Origin of the sequence: Paraburkholderia guartelaensis (assembly GCF_004353905.1) — a bacterium.
Taxonomy (GTDB): Bacteria; Pseudomonadota; Gammaproteobacteria; order Burkholderiales; family Burkholderiaceae; genus Paraburkholderia; species Paraburkholderia guartelaensis.
Window position 1 is genome coordinate 94,264 of record NZ_SMOD01000021.1, and the last position, 16,743, is coordinate 111,006.

Consider the following 16,743-nt stretch of genomic DNA (forward strand, 5'->3'; position numbering starts at 1 on the left):
AGACGAGGCCGTCACATGCATTTGCTGCGCACTACGCCGGGCGGTTTCGTCGACGACACGCAGGGCGTTATCCGTATCGACCAGCAGCCCGCCGAGATCGTCGTGCTCAGTTCGGCAGACACGACGCTCGCGCTGCTGGCGAGCGTCGTGCCGCGCCTGCCCGCAGGTTTTCCGAGCGTGCGGCTCGCGAACGTCACGTATCTGCGCCAGCCCGCGTCGGTGGACTTCTACGTCGAAGACGTCTTGCAGCACGCGCGCGTGGTGGTGGTCGATCATCTGGGCGGCGAAACGTACTGGCCGTATGGCATCGAGCAGGTCGTCTCGCTCGCCGAGCGCCGCGGGCAACTGCTCGCGATGTTTTCGGGCGACTTGCAGGAAGACCCCAATCTCATCGCCAAGAGCCGCGCCGAGCCCGAGTTTTGCCGCTTGCTGTGGCGCTATCTGCGCGAAGGCGGCGCAGCCAACGCCGAATCGTTCCTGCGTGCGCTCGCGTGGCGCGCATTCGACTGGGGTAGCGAGCCTGCGCCGCCCGTTGCGCTGCCGGCCGCCGCGCTCTATTGCCCGCAGCGCGACGTCGCGACCATCGACGAATGGCGCGCGCGCTGGCAACCCGGCGCGCCGGTTGTCGCACTGCTGTTTTACAAGGCGCATTTGCAGGCAGCGAACACCGCCGCTTTCGATGCCCTCATCGCCGCGCTGCTGGCGCGCGGCATGAATCCGCTCCCGCTTGCGATCACGTCGCTCAAGGACACCTTGAGCCGCGACGTGCTCGATCAACTGGCGGCCGAGCACGATGTCTCGCTTGTGCTGAATACCACGGCATTTGCAGCTTCGTCGCTGGACGACCCCGAACCGATCGCGCTCGCCGGCGACGCGCCTGTGCTCCAGGTGATCCTGAGCGGCGGCAATCGCGAAGACTGGGTGAAGGACAATCACGGCCTGAATTCGCGGGATATCGCCATGCATATCGCGCTGCCCGAAGTGGACGGCCGGGTGATTACGCGCGCGATCAGCTTCAAGGGCCTCGCGTACCACTGCAAGGAGACGCAGGTCGATGTCGTGCGCTATCAGCCCGATGTCGAGCGCGTGGCGTTCGTCGCCGAACTTGCGCGCCGGTGGTGTCGCTTGCGCAGCCTGCCGAACGAAGAGAAGAAACTCGCGCTCGTGCTCGCGAACTATCCGATGAGCGAAGGGCGTATCGGCAACGGCGTGGGGCTCGACACACCGGCCTCGGTGGTCGGCATCCTGCGCATGCTGCGTGACGAAGGCTATCGCGTGGCCGATCTTCCCGAAGACGGCGACGCGCTCATGCGCATCCTCACGCAGGGCGTGACGAACGATCCGGACACGCGCGCGCTGCGCCCCGCGTGGCAGAGTCTTTCCCTCGATGACTACCGCGCGCGCTTCTCGCAGTTGCCCGCCGAGGCACAAAACGCGCTGATCGCGCGCTGGGGCGTACCGGAGGATGACCCCACGGTGCGCCGCGGCCGCTTCATGATTGCGGGCTGGCGCTGTGGCCAGGTGTTCGTGGGCATCCAGCCTTCCCGCTCGCGCGGCGACGACACCTACGCGAACTACCACGACGCCGAACTCGTGCCGCCGCATGCGTATCTCGCGTTTTACTTCTGGCTTCGCGAGACCTTCGGCATCGACGCCATCGCGCACGTGGGCAAGCACGGCAACCTGGAGTGGCTGCCGGGAAAAAGCGTGGCGCTCGCCGACACCTGCTGGCCCGACATGGCGCTCGGGCCGCTGCCGCATCTGTACCCGTTCATCGTCAACGATCCGGGCGAGGGGAGCCAGGCCAAACGCCGCGCCCAGGCCGTGATCATCGACCACCTGATGCCGCCGCTCACGCGCGCCGAAAACTACGGGCCGCTGCAAGACCTGGAGCGTCAGGTCGATGAGTATTACGAAGCATTGATGGTGGACCCGCGCCGCGCGAAGCTGCTGCGCAAGACCATACTCGCGACCATCATCGAGCATCGGCTGCACGAGGAATTGAGCGTTTCCGCGCCGCAGGATCAGGCCGGCGAAGACGAATTGCTCACGCGCGCCGACGCTTACCTGTGCGAACTGAAGGAAGCGCAGATTCGCGACGGCCTGCATACGTTCGGCGAATCGCCGCAAGGCCAGCAGCGGCGCGACACGCTGCTCGCGCTCGGGCGCTATGCGTGCGGCGACGGGCAGGGCGCGAACGCGGGCCTCATCGACGCGCTCGCGCGAGACTTGTGCATCGATCATCTCGTCGATCCGGCCACGGTCGATTGGGCTGCGCCGTGGCAGGGTCCGCGTCCACCGCTGCTCGCAGCGGTGAGCGATACGCCATGGCGTCATGCGGGCGACACGCGCGAACGCCTGGAAATGCTCGCGTCCACGCTGATTGAAGACATTTGCTCAGGTCAACGAAGCGATGTGGATACTGCGTCGCTGCCCCACGCGACCCAGGCGCTCGCGCGCCTGCGCGACGACGTGCTTCCCCGTCTCGACGCCTGCGGCCCCGAAGAGTTGCGCCAACTGCGCCGTGGCTTAGAAGGCCGCTTCGTGCCGCCAGGCCCGAGTGGTTCGCCCTCGCGCGGCCGCCCCGATGTGCTGCCCACGGGCCGCAACTTCTACTCCGTCGATACGCGCGCCATTCCGACGCAAGCGGCGTGGGCGCTCGGCATGAAATCGGCGCATCAACTCATCGAGCGTCATCTGCAAGAGCACGGCGACTACCCGCGCGCTGTGGGGCTTTCGGTCTGGGGCACGGCGACGATGCGCACCGGCGGCGACGACATCGCCCAGGCGTTCGCGCTGATTGGCGTGCGGCCGAAGTGGGCCGCCGGCAGCCAGCGCGTGACCGACTTCGAGATCATGCCGGTCGAGGCGCTGGACCGGCCGCGCATCGACGTGACGATGCGCGTATCGGGATTCTTCCGCGACGCGTTTCCCAACGTCATGCATCTGTTCGACGCCGCCGTGCAGGCGGTGGCCGATCTCGACGAGCCGGAACACCAGAACCCGCTGCGCGCACGCGTGCTGCGCGAGCGCGACGCGTTGGTCGCGAACGGCATGGCCGCCGACGAGGCACGCCGCCGCGCGGGCTGGCGTGTGTTCAGCGCGCGCCCCGGCGCCTACGGTGCGGGTTTGCAGTCGATGATCGACCATCGCCAGTGGCAGACCGACGCCGATCTCGCGAACGCGTACCAGGCGTGGGGCGGCTACGCCTACGCACAAAAGAGCGCGGGCGACGAGGCGGGCGAGGCGTTCCGCGCGCGTCTCGCGTCGCTCGACGTGGTCCTGCAGAACCAGGACAACCGCGAACACGACCTGCTCGACTCGAACGACTACTACCAGTTCCAGGGCGGCATGGCCGCGGCGGCGCGGCATTTTTCGCAGGCGCAGCCCGCGCTCTATCACGCGGACCACAGCAACCCCGCTGCGCCGCGCATTCGTCCGCTGCACGAAGAGATTGCGCGCGTGATCCGCTCGCGCGTGGTGAACCCGAAGTGGATCGACGGCGTGAAGCGCCACGGGTACAAGGGCGCGGCGGAAATGGCGGCGACCGTGGACTATCTGTTCGGCTATGACGCGACCGCGCGCGTGGTGGGCGATCATCAGTACGCGCTCGTCGCGAACGCCTACGTGCACGACGACGACACGCGCGAATTCATGCAGCGCCACAATCCGCACGCGCTGCATGCCGTGTGCGAGCGCTTGCTCGAAGCGATCCAGCGCGGGCTCTGGCAGGAGCCGGGCGAGCATCGCGCACAACTTGAACACCGTCTGCTCGAAGCCGGGCAGCATCTGGAAGGATCAGGACCATGAGCGCAGCGGCCTCGCGTCCCGCGTTTCCCTTTACCGCGCTGGTTGGCCAGGCGCCGCTACAGCGCGCGCTGCTGCTCGCGGCCATTGATCCCGCGATAGGCGGCGTGCTGGTGAGCGGGCCGCGCGGCACAGCGAAATCCACGGCGGCGCGTGCGCTCGCGGCGCTCTTGCCGGAAGGCGCGTTCGTCACGCTGCCGCTCGGTGCGAGCGAGGACAAGCTGATCGGCACGCTCGACCTCGAAGCGGCGTTGCGCGAGAGCGCGGTGCGCTTCGCGCCAGGGCTGCTCGCGCGCGCGCATGGCGGCGTGCTCTACGTGGACGAAGTGAACCTGCTGCCCGATGCGCTCGTCGACGTGCTGCTCGACGCGGCAGCGAGCGGCGTGAACACCATCGAGCGCGATGGGGTTTCGCACACGCACGACGCGCACTTCGTGCTGGTTGGCACGATGAATCCCGAAGAAGGCGAGTTGCGTCCGCAATTGCTCGATCGCTTCGGCTTGATGGTCGAACTCGGCACGCCTTATGACGTCGCTGAACGGCAACGCATCGTCAAGGCGCGGCTTGCATTCGACGCCGATCCGCAGGCGTTTTGTGCGGTGCGCGAGACCGAACAGCGCGCGCTCGCCCAGCGTATCGCGGCGGCCCGCGAAGCGCTCGACAAGCTCGGCTGGAGCGATGCTGTCCACGAGCGCGCGGCGCAGCGTTGCATCGAGGCCGCCGTTGACGGCTTGCGCGCCGACCTCGTGATGCTGCGTGCGGCGCGTGCACTCGCCGCGTTCGAAGGGGCGCAAGCGGTGAGCCCGGAACACGTCGATGAGGTTGCCGATGGCGTGCTCGCGCATAGGCGGCACGCCATGCCGCAGCGCTCCGATGCGCCGTCTTCCCGCGAGCCGCTGCCGCCCCCATCCGCGCCGAGGCACGAAGACAAGCACACCGAAACATCATCGGATGCCGATTGGGGCGAGATGCCGCCCGAGCCCGTCGCGGCGAAGGCCGTGAAGGGCGTGATCCCGCTGCCCGCAAAAAAACGCTGACCCGTCGGGCACAGGCCGCCGCCTCGGCACAGGGCGGCGCTCGACGGCGAGAAGGCCCGGGGCGCGGTCTCGCACAAATCGCGAAGCGCGGCGAGCGCATCGCCTGGCCGCCCACGCTTGCGGCCAAACGCGCCGGATCGTTGCAGGCGCGACATTTCCGCTTCGCCAAACGCAAGACGGGTTCCGGCGCACTCCATTGCTTCGTGCTGGACTGCTCGGCTTCGATGCTCGCGCGCGGCCAGCTCGCGCTCGCCAAGGGGTTGCTGATCGCGCTGTTCGATCGCGCCCGCGCAGAGCGTGTGGAAGTGGCGCTGATTGCTTTCGGCGGTGCCGGGGCCGAACTGAGGTTCGGGCCCGCGGTGCCGCGCTGGTGGAACGAGCGCTGGATCGAGCCGATCGGCGGGGGCGGCGGTACGCCGCTCGAAGCGGGCATCGGTCGGGCTGCACAGGTGCTCGACACTGCCGCGCGCCGCGATCCGGCGCGCACCCGCCATCTCTGGCTGTTCAGCGACGGCCGCACGACGCAGTGGCCCGCGCGGCCACGCCACGCCGATCACGTCACGGTGATCGATTGCGAACTTGGTGCGCTGCGCGTGGGGCGCTGCGAGGCGCTCGCGCAGGCATGGGCCGGCGAGTGCCTGAACGCGCAGGCATTGATCGCCTGAACGCGCGTTAGCGCATGCTGCCGGTCCAGTACAGCACGTCGTCCTGACGATCGAATACGTAGACTTTCATCGCCATCTGCTCGGCGGGCGTCAGGCGGTCGAGTTCGAGGCCGAGCGTCGCGTGCGCGGGGTCGCCCGTTTCCGCCTGCACGTTGCGGATGATCGCGCAGGTTTCGATCGTTGTTGCGTTCTCGCCCGAGCGCAGCTGGAAGGCCACGCGCAGCCGCTCGCCAACCTTGCCGAGCGCCCATGCGGCACTCACCGAAAGCCCGAGCGCGCTGATTCCGCGTGCGAGCGCCACGCCGTCATAACCCGCGCCTTCCTCGCCGATGCCGTAGCGCACGGGAAATTGCGCGCGCACCCGAATCGAGCGGCGTTCGCGCAGGCGGCGGATGTTGGCGGGCTTCGAAAGCACGAGATAGTCGAGCGGCGACTGGTTGAGCGCATGCACGGTGCATACGAAACGATAGACGGCCTGGCTCGCAATCGGGACGATCTCCACGTTTTCGCCCGGCGTGATGGCGATGGGGCGGCCATCGACATAGGGCATCGTCACGAAGAGCGCCTCGTTGGGCGCGAAACCGATCAGGCGGCACGGGTGCATCGGCGCGCCGCTCGCGCCCATCTGCGGACGCAGGCCCATCAGCGCGCCGATGGTCAGGTGCATGTCACGCGTGGTGGCGGCGGTAACGCCGATGCTAGCCGCATTCGCGGCCGTTGCGCTTTCCGGTGTGACCTCGAGCCTTTCCATGTCGCCGCGATGCGGCGCGAAATGCAGGAACAGAAAGTCGCGTTCCGCTTCGCCCATCAGCACCGAGCCGGCATCGAGCAGCAAGGCGCCGTCGCGATCGACGACAGGCCAGGCGAGCGGCTCGCCGACCGGCAGGGCTTGCGGCGTGAGCGGGGCGGCTTCGGTTACAGCATCGGTTGCGGCGTCGGTGGCTTCGGCTTGAGCTTCGGTGGTCGGGTTGGTCATCGGCGCAGGCTGGGCAGTGAGCGGTTCGCGTCGCGAATTCACTTCGCGGGTTCATCTGGTTTACGGCGCCGCGGCAGGGAAATTGAGTGCGTGCCGCGATTCGAAGGCCGTTTCGCGACCCGCAGTATGATGCCCCTGAATGCAATCTGTAATTGGCCGGCACGCGGTACGAGCGGTATCAACCCAATGAGCGGAGCAAGAGGAAACGCCTCATGAAGCTCTGGACACGATGTTTGCGAATCCTCCGCCAATGGAACCGGACGCTCATGCAGTGGGTGGGCAGCCATCCGTTCATTGTCGGCACGATGGGCTCGCTAGTCGGCGCGGCCATCGTCGCCATCGTGCTGTTGGGGCTGTTGCAGCAGCGCACCCAGGCCATCGTCGGCACGCAGCGCCATTCAGCCGCGCTCGTTGCGCTGATGTCGAACGACCTCGAGGCGAATTTCGGCATCTACGACCTTTTGCTGATCGATGCCGCCGAAAGCGCGCGCGACCCGCGCACGCAAGGGCTTCCGGCCGACATCCGCCGCAAGATGCTGTTCGGCCGCGTGGCGACCGGCGCGTATCTCGACGACGCGTTCTGTGCCGACGCGAGCGGCAATATCGTCGAATCGCGGGACGGCCGCGCGTATCCCGGCGTCAATCTCGCGGATCGCGACTATTTCACGGTGCAGCGCGATCGCTCGGTCGGCATGTATATTTCGGACCCGATTCGCTCGCGCACGCGCGAAGGCCAATATTCGATTGCGCTGTCACGCCGCGTGACCGAGTACGACGGCTCGTTTGGCGGCGTCGTGCTGCTCACGCTGCGGCTTGCTTATTTTCAGCAACTGTTCGACCGGATCGACGTCGACCCGAAGGGCAGCGCGTTTATCCTGCTGAACGACGGGACCATGCTCGCGCACCGTCCCTATTCGGACTACGAAGTGGGTGCGCAAATCGGCGAGCTGGAATACGTCCAGCCGATGCTGAAGGCCGGTGCCGGCTCGTTCATCGCCGCGGGCGAGGAGGACGAGGTCGAACGCATCTACACGTTCAAGCGCGTTCCGCACACGACGCTCATCGCGGTGGTCGCGCCTTCTGTGGACGGCGCGCTCGACGCATGGCGCCACCGTCTGCGGATCTACGCGCCGATGGCGTTGATCTTTGGCGCGCTGATCGCGGCTTCGTCGTGGCTGCTTGCATATTCGATGCGCACGCGGCTCGCCACGCAAAAAGAATTCGAGCGTCTTGCGGTTACCGACGCGCTCACGGGCCTCTTCAACCGGCGCGCACTCGACTTGCGCATCGAAACTGAATGGCAGCACGCGAGACGCGCGGGCGAACCGCTCTCCGTGCTCTTCATCGACATCGACAAGTTCAAGCTCTTCAACGACTTCTACGGACACGCGGAGGGCGATAAGGTGCTTGCCGCTGTGGCCCGCGCGATACGCGAGGCCTGCCGCCGCGCTACGGACATGGTTGCGCGCTACGGCGGCGAAGAGTTCGCCGCGGTCCTGCCGGCCACGCCGGCCGACGGCGCCGTGAAAATCGCGGAAGCGGTGCGCCAGCAGGTGGCGGCGCTAGGAATCGCGCACGAGCACAGCGAGTATGGCACGCTGACCGTGAGCATTGGCTGCGCCACCTGTGTGCCGCACAAGAGCGATGGCGCGCAGGCGCTGCTGCGCGCCGCCGACGCGGAGCTTTACGCCGCGAAGCAGGCGGGGCGCAATCAGGTGAAAGCGCGCGAGTTCGAGGGTGCACCACCGGACCCGCGCGACGCGCTGCCTATCTTGAAGGCGTGAGTGCGTTTCTTTTAGGCATCCTCGCGATACCAGCGCGGCGTGTAAATCCACTCGCTGCCGTCACCGCGAGCGAACCCGCGCGTGGCCGACGACCCAACGATCACCATCGTGCGCATATCGACGTCCGCCGAACGCAATTCGCCCAGGGTCGTGGCGCGCAGCGTCTCGCCGGGGCGGCCCACGTCGCGGCCCAGCACCACGCGCGTGTGCGGCACGCGCACGCTGCGCACGATTTCCAGCGCGCGCTCGAGCTGCCAGGGCCGCGCGCGAGAGATGGGGTTGTAGAACGCCATCACGAGATCGGCCTGCGCTGCGTGCAGCAGGCGCTTTTCGATCACCCCCCACGGCTTCAGGTTGTCGGATAGCGAAAGCATGCAGAAGTCGTGGCCGAGCGGCGCGCCGACTTGCGCCGCCGTGGCGAGCGCGGCGGAAACGCCTGGCACGATCGCCAGTTCGACGGCATGCCAGCGTGCGTCATCCGAGCCTTCGAGGGCTTCGAGCACGGCGGCCGCCATGGCGAATACGCCGGGGTCGCCCGACGAGACCACGGCCACGCGCCGGCCCTCGCTCGCCATCTCGAACGCGTGGCGGGCGCGCTGCAGTTCTTCGCGGTTGTCGGTGGCGTGGCGCTGCTGGTCCGCGCGAAACGGGCCTGCCATATCGACATAGGTTGCATAGCCGACGATATCGGTGGCGCTGTCGAGCGCGGCGCGCGCGGCGGGCGTGAGCAGGTCGGCGCGGCCGGGGCCGAGGCCCAGCACCGTGAGCTTGCCACGCGCGCGGCCCAGCGCGAGCGGGTCGAGCGGCGCGGCCGCGCAGGCAAGGGCGACGCCTTTTTCGTTCGGCGCGTAGCGCTCGACGTCCGCCGCGAAGTCGAGGGCGGCAAGCGTGGCTTGCGGCGTGTTTTCCGCGCTATCGACGAAGCGCAATGGAACGCCGAGTTGCGTTGCCGCCTGCGCGAGCGATACATCGCACATGTGCGCAGCAGGGGCGACGAGCGCCGCGAGCGCGAGCGGCGCGAGGCCGTGCGCATCGAGCGCGTGGCGCACGCTATCGGCAAGCGCCTCTTGCGGCGCGCTCACGGCCGCGACGATGCTACGCGGATGAATCACGAGGTCGTCGGGACTGCCGTCCCAGGCTTGCGCGCTCACGCGGATGGCATGGCGCGCCGCGGCGTCGCGCGGCAGATCGACGTTTTCCAGCCACGGTGCCTGGCCGTCCACGCGTGTCGTTGCGCCTGCAAGCAGATCGGAGACGAAGCGCTTGCCTTGCGCGAGGCTCGCGAGCGCATAGCCCGCGGGCGGATTGAGCAGGCAGGTGCCGAAGCGCAATTCGCCGCTCGTGGTGATGGCGGGCGCAACCGCGAGCGCCGCGCCGATTTCGCGTGCCATGACGTTCACGCCGGTGAGTCCGCCGAGCAGCGGCACGATGGCGCTGCCGTCCTCCGCGAGCGCGAGTACCGGCGGCTCCGCGCCCTTGTTGGCAAGCAGTGGCGCGAGGCAGCGGATCACGATGCCCGCCGCGCAGAGCGCGAGGATGGGCAGGCCGCGCGTATAGCATTCGCGCAAATGCGCGCCAAGCTCGCTGAACGCGACGTCGCCTGCCACGCGGCCCTGCAGCGCATGGACCTGCGCGTCTGGGTAGAGCGCCTGCACGCGTCGCGCCGTAGCGAGCGCGCCGGGCCCGAGAATGACGATGGCGGGCGGCGTCACGACTGCCATTTCACCCCCGGCACGACGAGCAGCGAGAAGTAGGGCGAAGCCATCGGATCGACGTCGTCGAGCGGGACGATGCGCTGGTTCGCCATCGTTGCGCGCTCGACATACAGCGCGCGATGCGCGAGACCCAGTTCGCCCAGCACGCGGCGCACCTTGTCGAAATTGCGGCCCAGTTTCATGATTACGGCGGCGTCCGCGTCGGCCAGGCGCCGGCGCAATTCGTCCTCGGGCAGCACGCCCGAGAGGACGGCGAGGCTCTGGTTGCGGTAGACGAGCGGCACGCCCAGCACCGCCGCGCCGCCCAGCATCGAGCACACGCCCGGCACGACTTCGGCCTCGTAGTGCGCGGCGAGCCGGTCGTGCAGATACATGTACGAGCCATAGAAGAACGGATCGCCTTCGCAGATCACGGCCACGTCGCGTCCGGCGTCGAGGTGGCGCGAAAGCATTTGCGCCGCGCCGTCGTAGAAGTCGGCGATGATCGCTTCGTACGAGAGCGGCGGTTCGAGCGCTTCGGTCGTCACGGGGTACACGAGCGGCAGGCGTTCCTGCTCCGCTTCGAGATGGGCTTCGACGATGCCAAACGCATTGCCTTTCTTGCCCTTCGCGACGAAATACGCGACCACGGGCGCGGCCTTGAGCAGGCGCAGCGCCTTGAGCGTGAGCAGTTCGGGGTCGCCGGGGCCGACGCCAATGCCATGCAGACGTCCTTTGCGGATCATTTATTCGGTCTCCGAAGCGAGTGCGTTGACAGCGGCGGCGGCCATCGCGCTGCCGCCGCGGCGGCCGTGCACGACGACGAAGGGCACACCGTGACTTTCTGCTGCGAGTTGCGCCTTGGACTCGGCCGCGCCGACGAAGCCCACGGGAAAGCCGAGGATGAGTGCGGGGCGCGGGGCGCCGGCGGCAATCATGTCGAGCAGATGAAAGAGGGCAGTAGGCGCATTGCCGATCGCAACGACGCTGCCTGCGAGATGCGGCCGCCACAGCTCGAGCGCGGCTGCCGAGCGCGTGTTGCCCATCTCGCGCGCGAGATCGGGGACGGCGGGATCGTCGAGCGTGCAGATCACGGCGTTGTTCGCGGGCAGGCGCGCGCGGGTCACGCCATAAGCGACCATTTTCGCGTCGCAGAGAATCGTCGCGCCGACCGCGAGCGCGTTGCGGCCCGCCGTGCCCGCGCCTGTGGAAAACGCGAGGTCGGCGACCACGTCGACCATGCCGCATGCGTGAATCACGCGCACGGCGAGTTTTTCGAGGTCGGCGGGAATGCGCGAGAGGTCGGCTTCGGCGCGGATCGTCGCGAACGACTCGCGATAGATCGCCTGGCCGTCGCGAATGTAATCAGACATCTTGGGTACTCCGGGGCCGCTGCGCGAGTGCAAGTGCAGCGGCTTCGATCGTCAGGTTGCGCGCGACGAGCTGGCCGAAGCCGCTTTGCGTATCGTCGCGCTGGTACAGGTCGTAGTGGTCCGGGGCGCTGGCGAGCAACGTGAACGGCGCGCAATGCGCGGCCGCGCAGGAGCGCTCGCAGCCGCTCAGGTGGGCTTCAACGTCGGGCGGCAGCAGGGCGGCGAGGCGCTGTGCGTCGGCTTTCGTGTCCGCGCGGCTTTTTGCGCATCCCGTCGAGCCGGTGCACGCGATCAGGCGCGCGAGCGGGTCGGCGCGCGAGACGATGAGACCGAGCGCGTGCAGGCGTTCTAGCGCGGCGGGCATGGCATGCGCGGGCACGTTGGGCAGCATCACGCCCTGCCACGGTGTCACGCGCAGCGTTGCGTCGCCTGAGTGTTCCGCGAGTGCGGCTAGCGCGCGCAGCGTTGGCGCGTCGATACGGCCGAGCGCGGGCTGTGCGCCCACGTAGCCGCTGCCGTCGCCGTGCAGCGCGTGCGCGCCGAGGCGCAAGCCGGCGGGGCTCGCCGCGCGGCGCCAGACGCTCAGCGCTGCGTCGTCACGCATCAGCGCGAATTCACCACGCTGCTGCGCGCGCTGCAGCAGCGCATCGAGCGAGTGAGCGGCCAGCACGTCGCGCATGCGTGTGGCGTCCGCGCCCGCGAGATCGAGGAACGCATGCAACAGCGCGCGCATCGATGCGCAAACGTCTTCGGCCGCGAGCGTGCCGACTGGCTGCGCCGTGGGGCAACCTGCGAGGCCCACCGCGAAGCGCACAGTTGCGCCATAAGGCAGCGCGGCGAGCCAGATGTCGTGCGGATGCTCGAGCATCGCCACACGTTCACCGCCGTCGAGCTGCAGCGCGAACTTGGGCGAGAGCGCCGCGAAACGCGGCTCGCGCTGCATCATGTCGATGAGCGCGGCGGCGAGTTCCGTCGTGTCGCACGAGGCGTTCGGGTCGAGGCCCGCGAGCGGGCTCAGCATCACGTTGCGCAATTCGTCGGCGGCGCACGCTCGCTCGACCGGGCTCGCGGCGTCGATGCCGGCGGGGCCGAGGCCTGCGTCGATCAGCGCGGCGCTCAATGCCGCTTCTTCGCCGGTGCGCACGCCGCGAATCTGCACGTTCGCGCGATTGGTCAGTTCGAGCACGCCGCTCGCATGCGTCAACGCAGCGTCGGCGAGGGCGCGCGCACGCGCGGCGCTCAACACGCCGCCAGGCAGACGGATGCGGCACAGGCCGCCGTCGCGCGCGGCGACCACGCGCACGAGCCCCGGGCACGCCGAGGGGCGGAGCACGGCCAATGCGGCAGCGGGCGAGACGGGCTTCGTTTCGTGTTTCAAGGCATTACCGGGTAAGCATCACGCTGGAGCGGCGCGTTGCCCGCACGGCAGGCGGGAAACGGCAGCGATATCGGTACACCCCGCCCGATATGGGTTCGCGCGAACAGTCGGCCGGCAGGTCTCCTGGCTCGCAGGTCGTGAACCGCATCGGCCTTCCCGGTAAAACCAGTGGCTCGGGTGGATGCGGTCTCGCTGCTCACAGTCGCGGGGGCGGCCACAGCTTGCTGTGTTCCCTGATTGCAATCCGGAGTTAGCGCTTCAGCGCTGACTCCGGTCTCATGCAAAGTTGCCTTAAAGGCGCCGGCGGACACGGTATTATGCCCGTTTTCACGCGCGTTCCGCCCCACAACAGGGCTGCGGGCCCGTGGCGGTGTAGAGAAACCGGCAACGAAACAGGCAACGGCGGGAGAGCGAATGCAGGGCACGCAGGCATGGCTGACGGTGGTGGGCATCGGCGACGATGGTTACGCGGGGCTCGGGCGCGACGCGCGGCGCGCGCTGTTCGACGCTGCCATCGTGACGGGTGGCGAACGCCATCTCGCGATGCTGCCCTCGCGCGTGCGTGCGCGGCGCGAGGCGTGGCCGCAGCCGTTCAGCGTGGAGGCGCTGCTTGCGTACCGCGAGTCGAATGAATCCGTCTGCGTGCTCGCGAGCGGCGACCCCATGCTGTTCGGCGTGGGCGCGACGCTCGCGCGCCGCGTGGCGCCCGGTGAAATGCGCGTGCTGCCCGCGCCGTCGTCGCTCTCGCTCGCGGCGGCGCGCAAGGGGTGGGCGTTGCAGGATACGGCGATGGTCTCGCTCGTCGGCCGTCCGCTCGATGCGCTGCACCGCCATCTCTACGCGCGCTCACGCGTGATCGCGTTGAGCGCGGATGGGCGCACGCCCGCAGCGCTAGCAGCGTTGCTCGCCGAAGCGGGCTTCGGCGCCACGCGTCTTGCCGTGTTCGAGCATCTGGGCGGCCCGCTCGAACGCCGCATCGAAGGCCACGCCGATGCGTGGCATGTCGAAGAAGCCGCGGCGCTCAATCTCGTCGCGTTCGAATGCGAAAGCGATGGTACGCAAACGCCCGCGCGCGGCTGGACGCTCACGCCCGGCCTTCCCGACGACGCCTACCGCCACGACGGCCAGATCACGAAGCGCGACGTGCGTGCGCTCACGCTTGCGCGTCTCGCGCCGACGCCCGGCGCGTTGCTCTGGGACGTGGGCGCGGGCAGCGGCTCGATCGGCATCGAATGGATGCGCTCGCACGCCGCTTGCCGCGCGATCGCGATCGAGGCGAACGCCGAGCGTCAACGCTTCATCGAGCACAATCGCGCCGCGCTGGGCGTGCCGGGTTTGCAACTCGTTGCGGGCCGCGCGCCCGACGCGCTCGCAGGGCTCGCCGCGCCCGACGCGGTCTTCATCGGCGGCGGCGTGACCGTCCCCGGCGTGTTGGACGCGTGCTGGGCGGCGCTCGCGAGCGGCGGCCGGCTCGTCGCGAACGCGGTGACGTTGCAGAGCGAAGCGACACTCGTGGCATGGCGCGATCAGCATGGCGGCACGCTCACGCGCGTCGGCATCGGCGAGGCGCAGCCGCTGGGCGGCTTCGATACCTGGCGCCAGGCGTTGCCCGTCACGCTTTACGAGGCCGTCAAGCCATGACGACGCGCATCCTGCTGCTCGGCGGCACCGGCGATGCGCTGTCGATCGCGCGCACGCTCGGCCCGCAGCACGTGTACTCGCTCGCGGGCCTTGGCCGCGTGCCCGCCGATCTCGCCTGTGCGGTGCGTGTGGGCGGCTTTGGCGGGGCAGAAGGGCTCGCGCGCTTTCTCGCCGACGAAAACATCGCGCTCGTTTTCGACGCTACGCATCCCTATGCCGCACAGATCAGCGCCAACGCGGCGCGTGCATGCGAAGTGGCACAGGTGCAGTACTGGGCGCTGCGGCGTGCGCCGTGGCAGCCGCAGCCCGGCGACGACTGGCGCATGGTGAGCGGTTGGGGCGGCGTAGTCGAAGCGATCATGCCGTTCTCGCGCCCGCTCTTCACGCTCGGGCGCGAGCCGCTTGCGCATCTGAACGAGGTGCCGGAGCATCAGCATTGGACGATCCGTTGCCTCGAAGCGCATCCCGGCCACGCCCGTGCGCGCGTGATCGACGCGCGCGGGCCATTCACATCCGAAGGCGAGCGCGCGCTCTTTACCGAAGCGCGTATCGACGTCGTGGTCAGCAAGAACAGCGGCGGCGCGGCGACTGAAGCGAAACTCGCCGTCGCGCGCGAAATGGGCTTGCCCGTGGTGATGATGCAGCGGCCGCCGCTGCCGGATGCGCAACGTGAATTCGCCTCGGTGCAAGAGGCGATCGGCGCGCTCGACGACTACATTAAGCGGAGTTTCCACGCATGACCGTTTTCTTCATCGGCGCGGGTCCGGGCGATCCTGAACTGATCACCGTGAAGGGCCAGCGCCTCGTGCGCAGCTGCCCCGTCATTCTCTACGCGGGCTCGCTCGTGCCCCCCGCCGTGCTCGAGGGCCACCGCGCGCACAAGGTCGTGGACACGGCGCCGCTCACGCTCGATGAGATCGTCGCGTTGCTCGAAGACGCGTATGCCCAGGGCTTCGACGTGGCGCGCGTGCATTCGGGTGACCCGTCGCTCTATGGTGCAATCGGCGAGCAGATTCGCCGACTGCGTATGCTTGGTATTCCTTATGAAGTCGTGCCCGGTGTGACTGCGACCGCTGCGTGCGCGGCGGCGCTCGGCAGCGAACTCACGCTGCCCGGCATTTCGCAAACGCTCATTCTCACGCGCTACGCCACCAAAACGTCGATGCCCGAAGGCGAGCAGCTAGGCGACCTCGCGCGTCACAAAGCGACGCTCGCGATTCACCTGGGCGTACGCCATATCGCGCGCATCGTCGAGGAATTGCTGCCGCACTACGGCGAAGATTGCCCGGTCGCGGTGATCTATCGCGCGAGCTGGCCCGACGAGGAACGCGTGACGGGCACGCTCGCGGATATCGCGCAGAAGGTGCAGGCCACCGATATCGAGCGTACCGCGCTCATTCTCGTGGGGCGCGTGCTCGCGGCGGAGGGGTTTGCGGATTCGACGCTGTATGGGGCGCAGAAGCGCCAGGACTAAGAAAGCGCGCGCAAGTGCGCCCGCAGCTTGTCCACTTCGCCCTCGGCGAACTCCTTTTCGATCTCCTCATGCGTTTGCTGCCACAGCGGAAACGCCGCGTTGAGTAGTTGATGCCCCTCTTCCGTGAGGCTCAGCAAACGGCTGCGCTTGTCTTCCGGGTCTTGCTCGATGATCACGAGGCCGCGCCGCTCCAGCGGCTTGAGCGCGGCCGTGAGCGTGGTGCGGTCCATGGCCAGCAGCGACGCCACGTCTTTCATGCCGGGCGGCTGCGGCCGGTTCAGCGACATCAGCAGCGAAAACTGCCCGTTCGTGAGATCGAGCGGACGCAGTACATCGTCGAAAATGCGCGCGAGATTACGTGCCGCCCGCTGCATATGCAGACACAGGCAGCAATCGCGCACCAATAGCGTGGTTTCGAAGGGGAATTTCTTTGCGCGTGCCATGTTGCAATTATGTTGATATCAACCTATGCTGTCAAGGCCGGATGGGCGACATCCCGTCGCTCCCGTTTTCAGACCAGCAACCAGACAGCAGTTGGAGGACACATGAGCGATCAGAAACTGTTTCTCGCTGTTTTTCTCGGTACCAAAGACAACGCGCGCATGAAGGGTTGGGCGGCGCTTTCCGAAGCCGATCGGCACGCAAAGGAAAAGGAGGGCATTGCGGCCTGGCACGCGTGGGTCGAAAAGCACAAGGCATCGATCGTCGATATGGGCGGCCCACTCGGCAAGACGAAATCGATTGGCGAGCATGGCATCGCAGATACATCCAACGCGCTAACCGGCTATACCGTTTTCCGTGCTGCATCGCACGAAGAGGCCGCGAAGCTGTTTGAAGGGCACCCGCACTTTTCGATTTTTCCGGGCGAGGCCGTCGAAGTGATGCCCGTTCTGCCGATTCCCGGTGTCTGAACG

14 protein-coding genes and 1 riboswitch are annotated in these 16,743 nt (G+C 67.9%); of the genes, 8 read left to right on the plus strand and 6 right to left on the minus strand.

From position 1 onward, the window contains the following. Positions 1–15: 15 nt before the first annotated feature. From cobN to E1N52_RS25530, 3 genes are all read left to right on the plus strand, one after another. Positions 16–3,810 (plus strand): cobaltochelatase subunit CobN, encoded by a 3,795-nt coding sequence (cobN, locus tag E1N52_RS25520; RefSeq protein ID WP_133185587.1) that lies wholly within the window; start codon positions 16–18, stop codon positions 3,808–3,810. Then, a complete protein-coding gene (locus E1N52_RS25525; RefSeq protein ID WP_133185589.1) occupies positions 3,807–4,844 on the plus strand; it encodes a magnesium chelatase ATPase subunit I in 1,038 nt (345 codons plus the stop codon). The genes cobN and E1N52_RS25525 overlap by 4 nt, the downstream gene beginning before the upstream one ends. Before the next feature lie 140 nt (positions 4,845–4,984). After that, entirely contained in the window at positions 4,985–5,509 is a 525-nt protein-coding gene (locus E1N52_RS25530; protein ID WP_342777890.1) for a vWA domain-containing protein, read from the plus strand. A 7-nt stretch (positions 5,510–5,516) separates the two neighbouring features. Here E1N52_RS25530 and E1N52_RS25535 read toward each other — a convergent pair whose 3' ends face one another. Continuing rightward, positions 5,517–6,527: a flagellar brake protein gene (locus E1N52_RS25535; RefSeq protein ID WP_246089219.1), complete on the minus strand. Its 1,011-nt coding sequence runs from the start codon at positions 6,525–6,527 to the stop codon at positions 5,517–5,519. 191 nt (positions 6,528–6,718) lie between these two features. Between E1N52_RS25535 and E1N52_RS25540 the strand changes: the two genes are divergently transcribed. After that, on the plus strand, positions 6,719–8,269 hold the full coding sequence (locus E1N52_RS25540) for a sensor domain-containing diguanylate cyclase (RefSeq protein ID WP_165979445.1): 1,551 nt from the start codon (positions 6,719–6,721) through the stop codon (positions 8,267–8,269). An 11-nt stretch (positions 8,270–8,280) separates the two neighbouring features. Here E1N52_RS25540 and cobJ read toward each other — a convergent pair whose 3' ends face one another. The 4 genes from cobJ to cobG are packed head-to-tail and all read right to left on the minus strand — an operon-like array spanning position 8,281 to position 12,714. Then, positions 8,281–9,990, minus strand: a complete 1,710-nt coding sequence (gene cobJ, locus E1N52_RS25545) for a precorrin-3B C(17)-methyltransferase (protein ID WP_205965664.1) — start codon at positions 9,988–9,990, stop codon at positions 8,281–8,283. Continuing rightward, positions 9,978–10,709 (minus strand): precorrin-2 C(20)-methyltransferase, encoded by a 732-nt coding sequence (locus tag E1N52_RS25550; protein WP_133185593.1) that lies wholly within the window; start codon positions 10,707–10,709, stop codon positions 9,978–9,980. Before E1N52_RS25550 ends, cobJ begins: the two co-directional genes overlap by 13 nt. Further along, positions 10,710–11,336: a precorrin-8X methylmutase gene (locus tag E1N52_RS25555; protein WP_133185595.1), complete on the minus strand. Its 627-nt coding sequence runs from the start codon at positions 11,334–11,336 to the stop codon at positions 10,710–10,712. Beyond that, the gene (cobG, locus tag E1N52_RS25560; protein WP_133185597.1) at positions 11,329–12,714 is read right to left on the minus strand and encodes a precorrin-3B synthase; all 1,386 of its coding nucleotides are present in this window, start codon (positions 12,712–12,714) and stop codon (positions 11,329–11,331) included. Before cobG ends, E1N52_RS25555 begins: the two co-directional genes overlap by 8 nt. A 96-nt stretch (positions 12,715–12,810) precedes the next feature. Continuing rightward, positions 12,811–13,004, minus strand: a riboswitch (cobalamin riboswitch). A 124-nt stretch (positions 13,005–13,128) separates the two neighbouring features. Here cobG and cbiE point away from each other — a divergent pair. From cbiE to cobM, 3 genes are read left to right on the plus strand one after another with little or no spacing between them, the layout of a single operon-like run. After that, positions 13,129–14,355 (plus strand): precorrin-6y C5,15-methyltransferase (decarboxylating) subunit CbiE, encoded by a 1,227-nt coding sequence (cbiE, locus tag E1N52_RS25565; RefSeq protein ID WP_133185599.1) that lies wholly within the window; start codon positions 13,129–13,131, stop codon positions 14,353–14,355. Continuing rightward, entirely contained in the window at positions 14,352–15,095 is a 744-nt protein-coding gene (locus tag E1N52_RS25570) for a cobalt-precorrin-6A reductase (protein WP_133185601.1), read from the plus strand. Before cbiE ends, E1N52_RS25570 begins: the two co-directional genes overlap by 4 nt. Further along, positions 15,092–15,829 carry a precorrin-4 C(11)-methyltransferase gene (gene cobM, locus E1N52_RS25575; RefSeq protein WP_133185603.1) on the plus strand — a complete coding sequence of 246 codons (738 nt, stop codon included), beginning with the start codon at positions 15,092–15,094 and terminating at the stop codon, positions 15,827–15,829. Before E1N52_RS25570 ends, cobM begins: the two co-directional genes overlap by 4 nt. Here the strand turns inward: cobM and E1N52_RS25580 are convergent. Beyond that, a complete protein-coding gene (locus E1N52_RS25580) occupies positions 15,826–16,272 on the minus strand; it encodes a MarR family winged helix-turn-helix transcriptional regulator (protein WP_133185604.1) in 447 nt (148 codons plus the stop codon). The two genes, cobM and E1N52_RS25580, sit on opposite strands and share 4 nt — an antisense overlap. Positions 16,273–16,374: 102 nt before the next feature. Between E1N52_RS25580 and E1N52_RS25585 the strand changes: the two genes are divergently transcribed. Then, positions 16,375–16,740 carry a YciI family protein gene (locus E1N52_RS25585; protein WP_069266232.1) on the plus strand — a complete coding sequence of 122 codons (366 nt, stop codon included), beginning with the start codon at positions 16,375–16,377 and terminating at the stop codon, positions 16,738–16,740. The last annotated feature ends 3 nt before the right edge of the window (positions 16,741–16,743 follow it).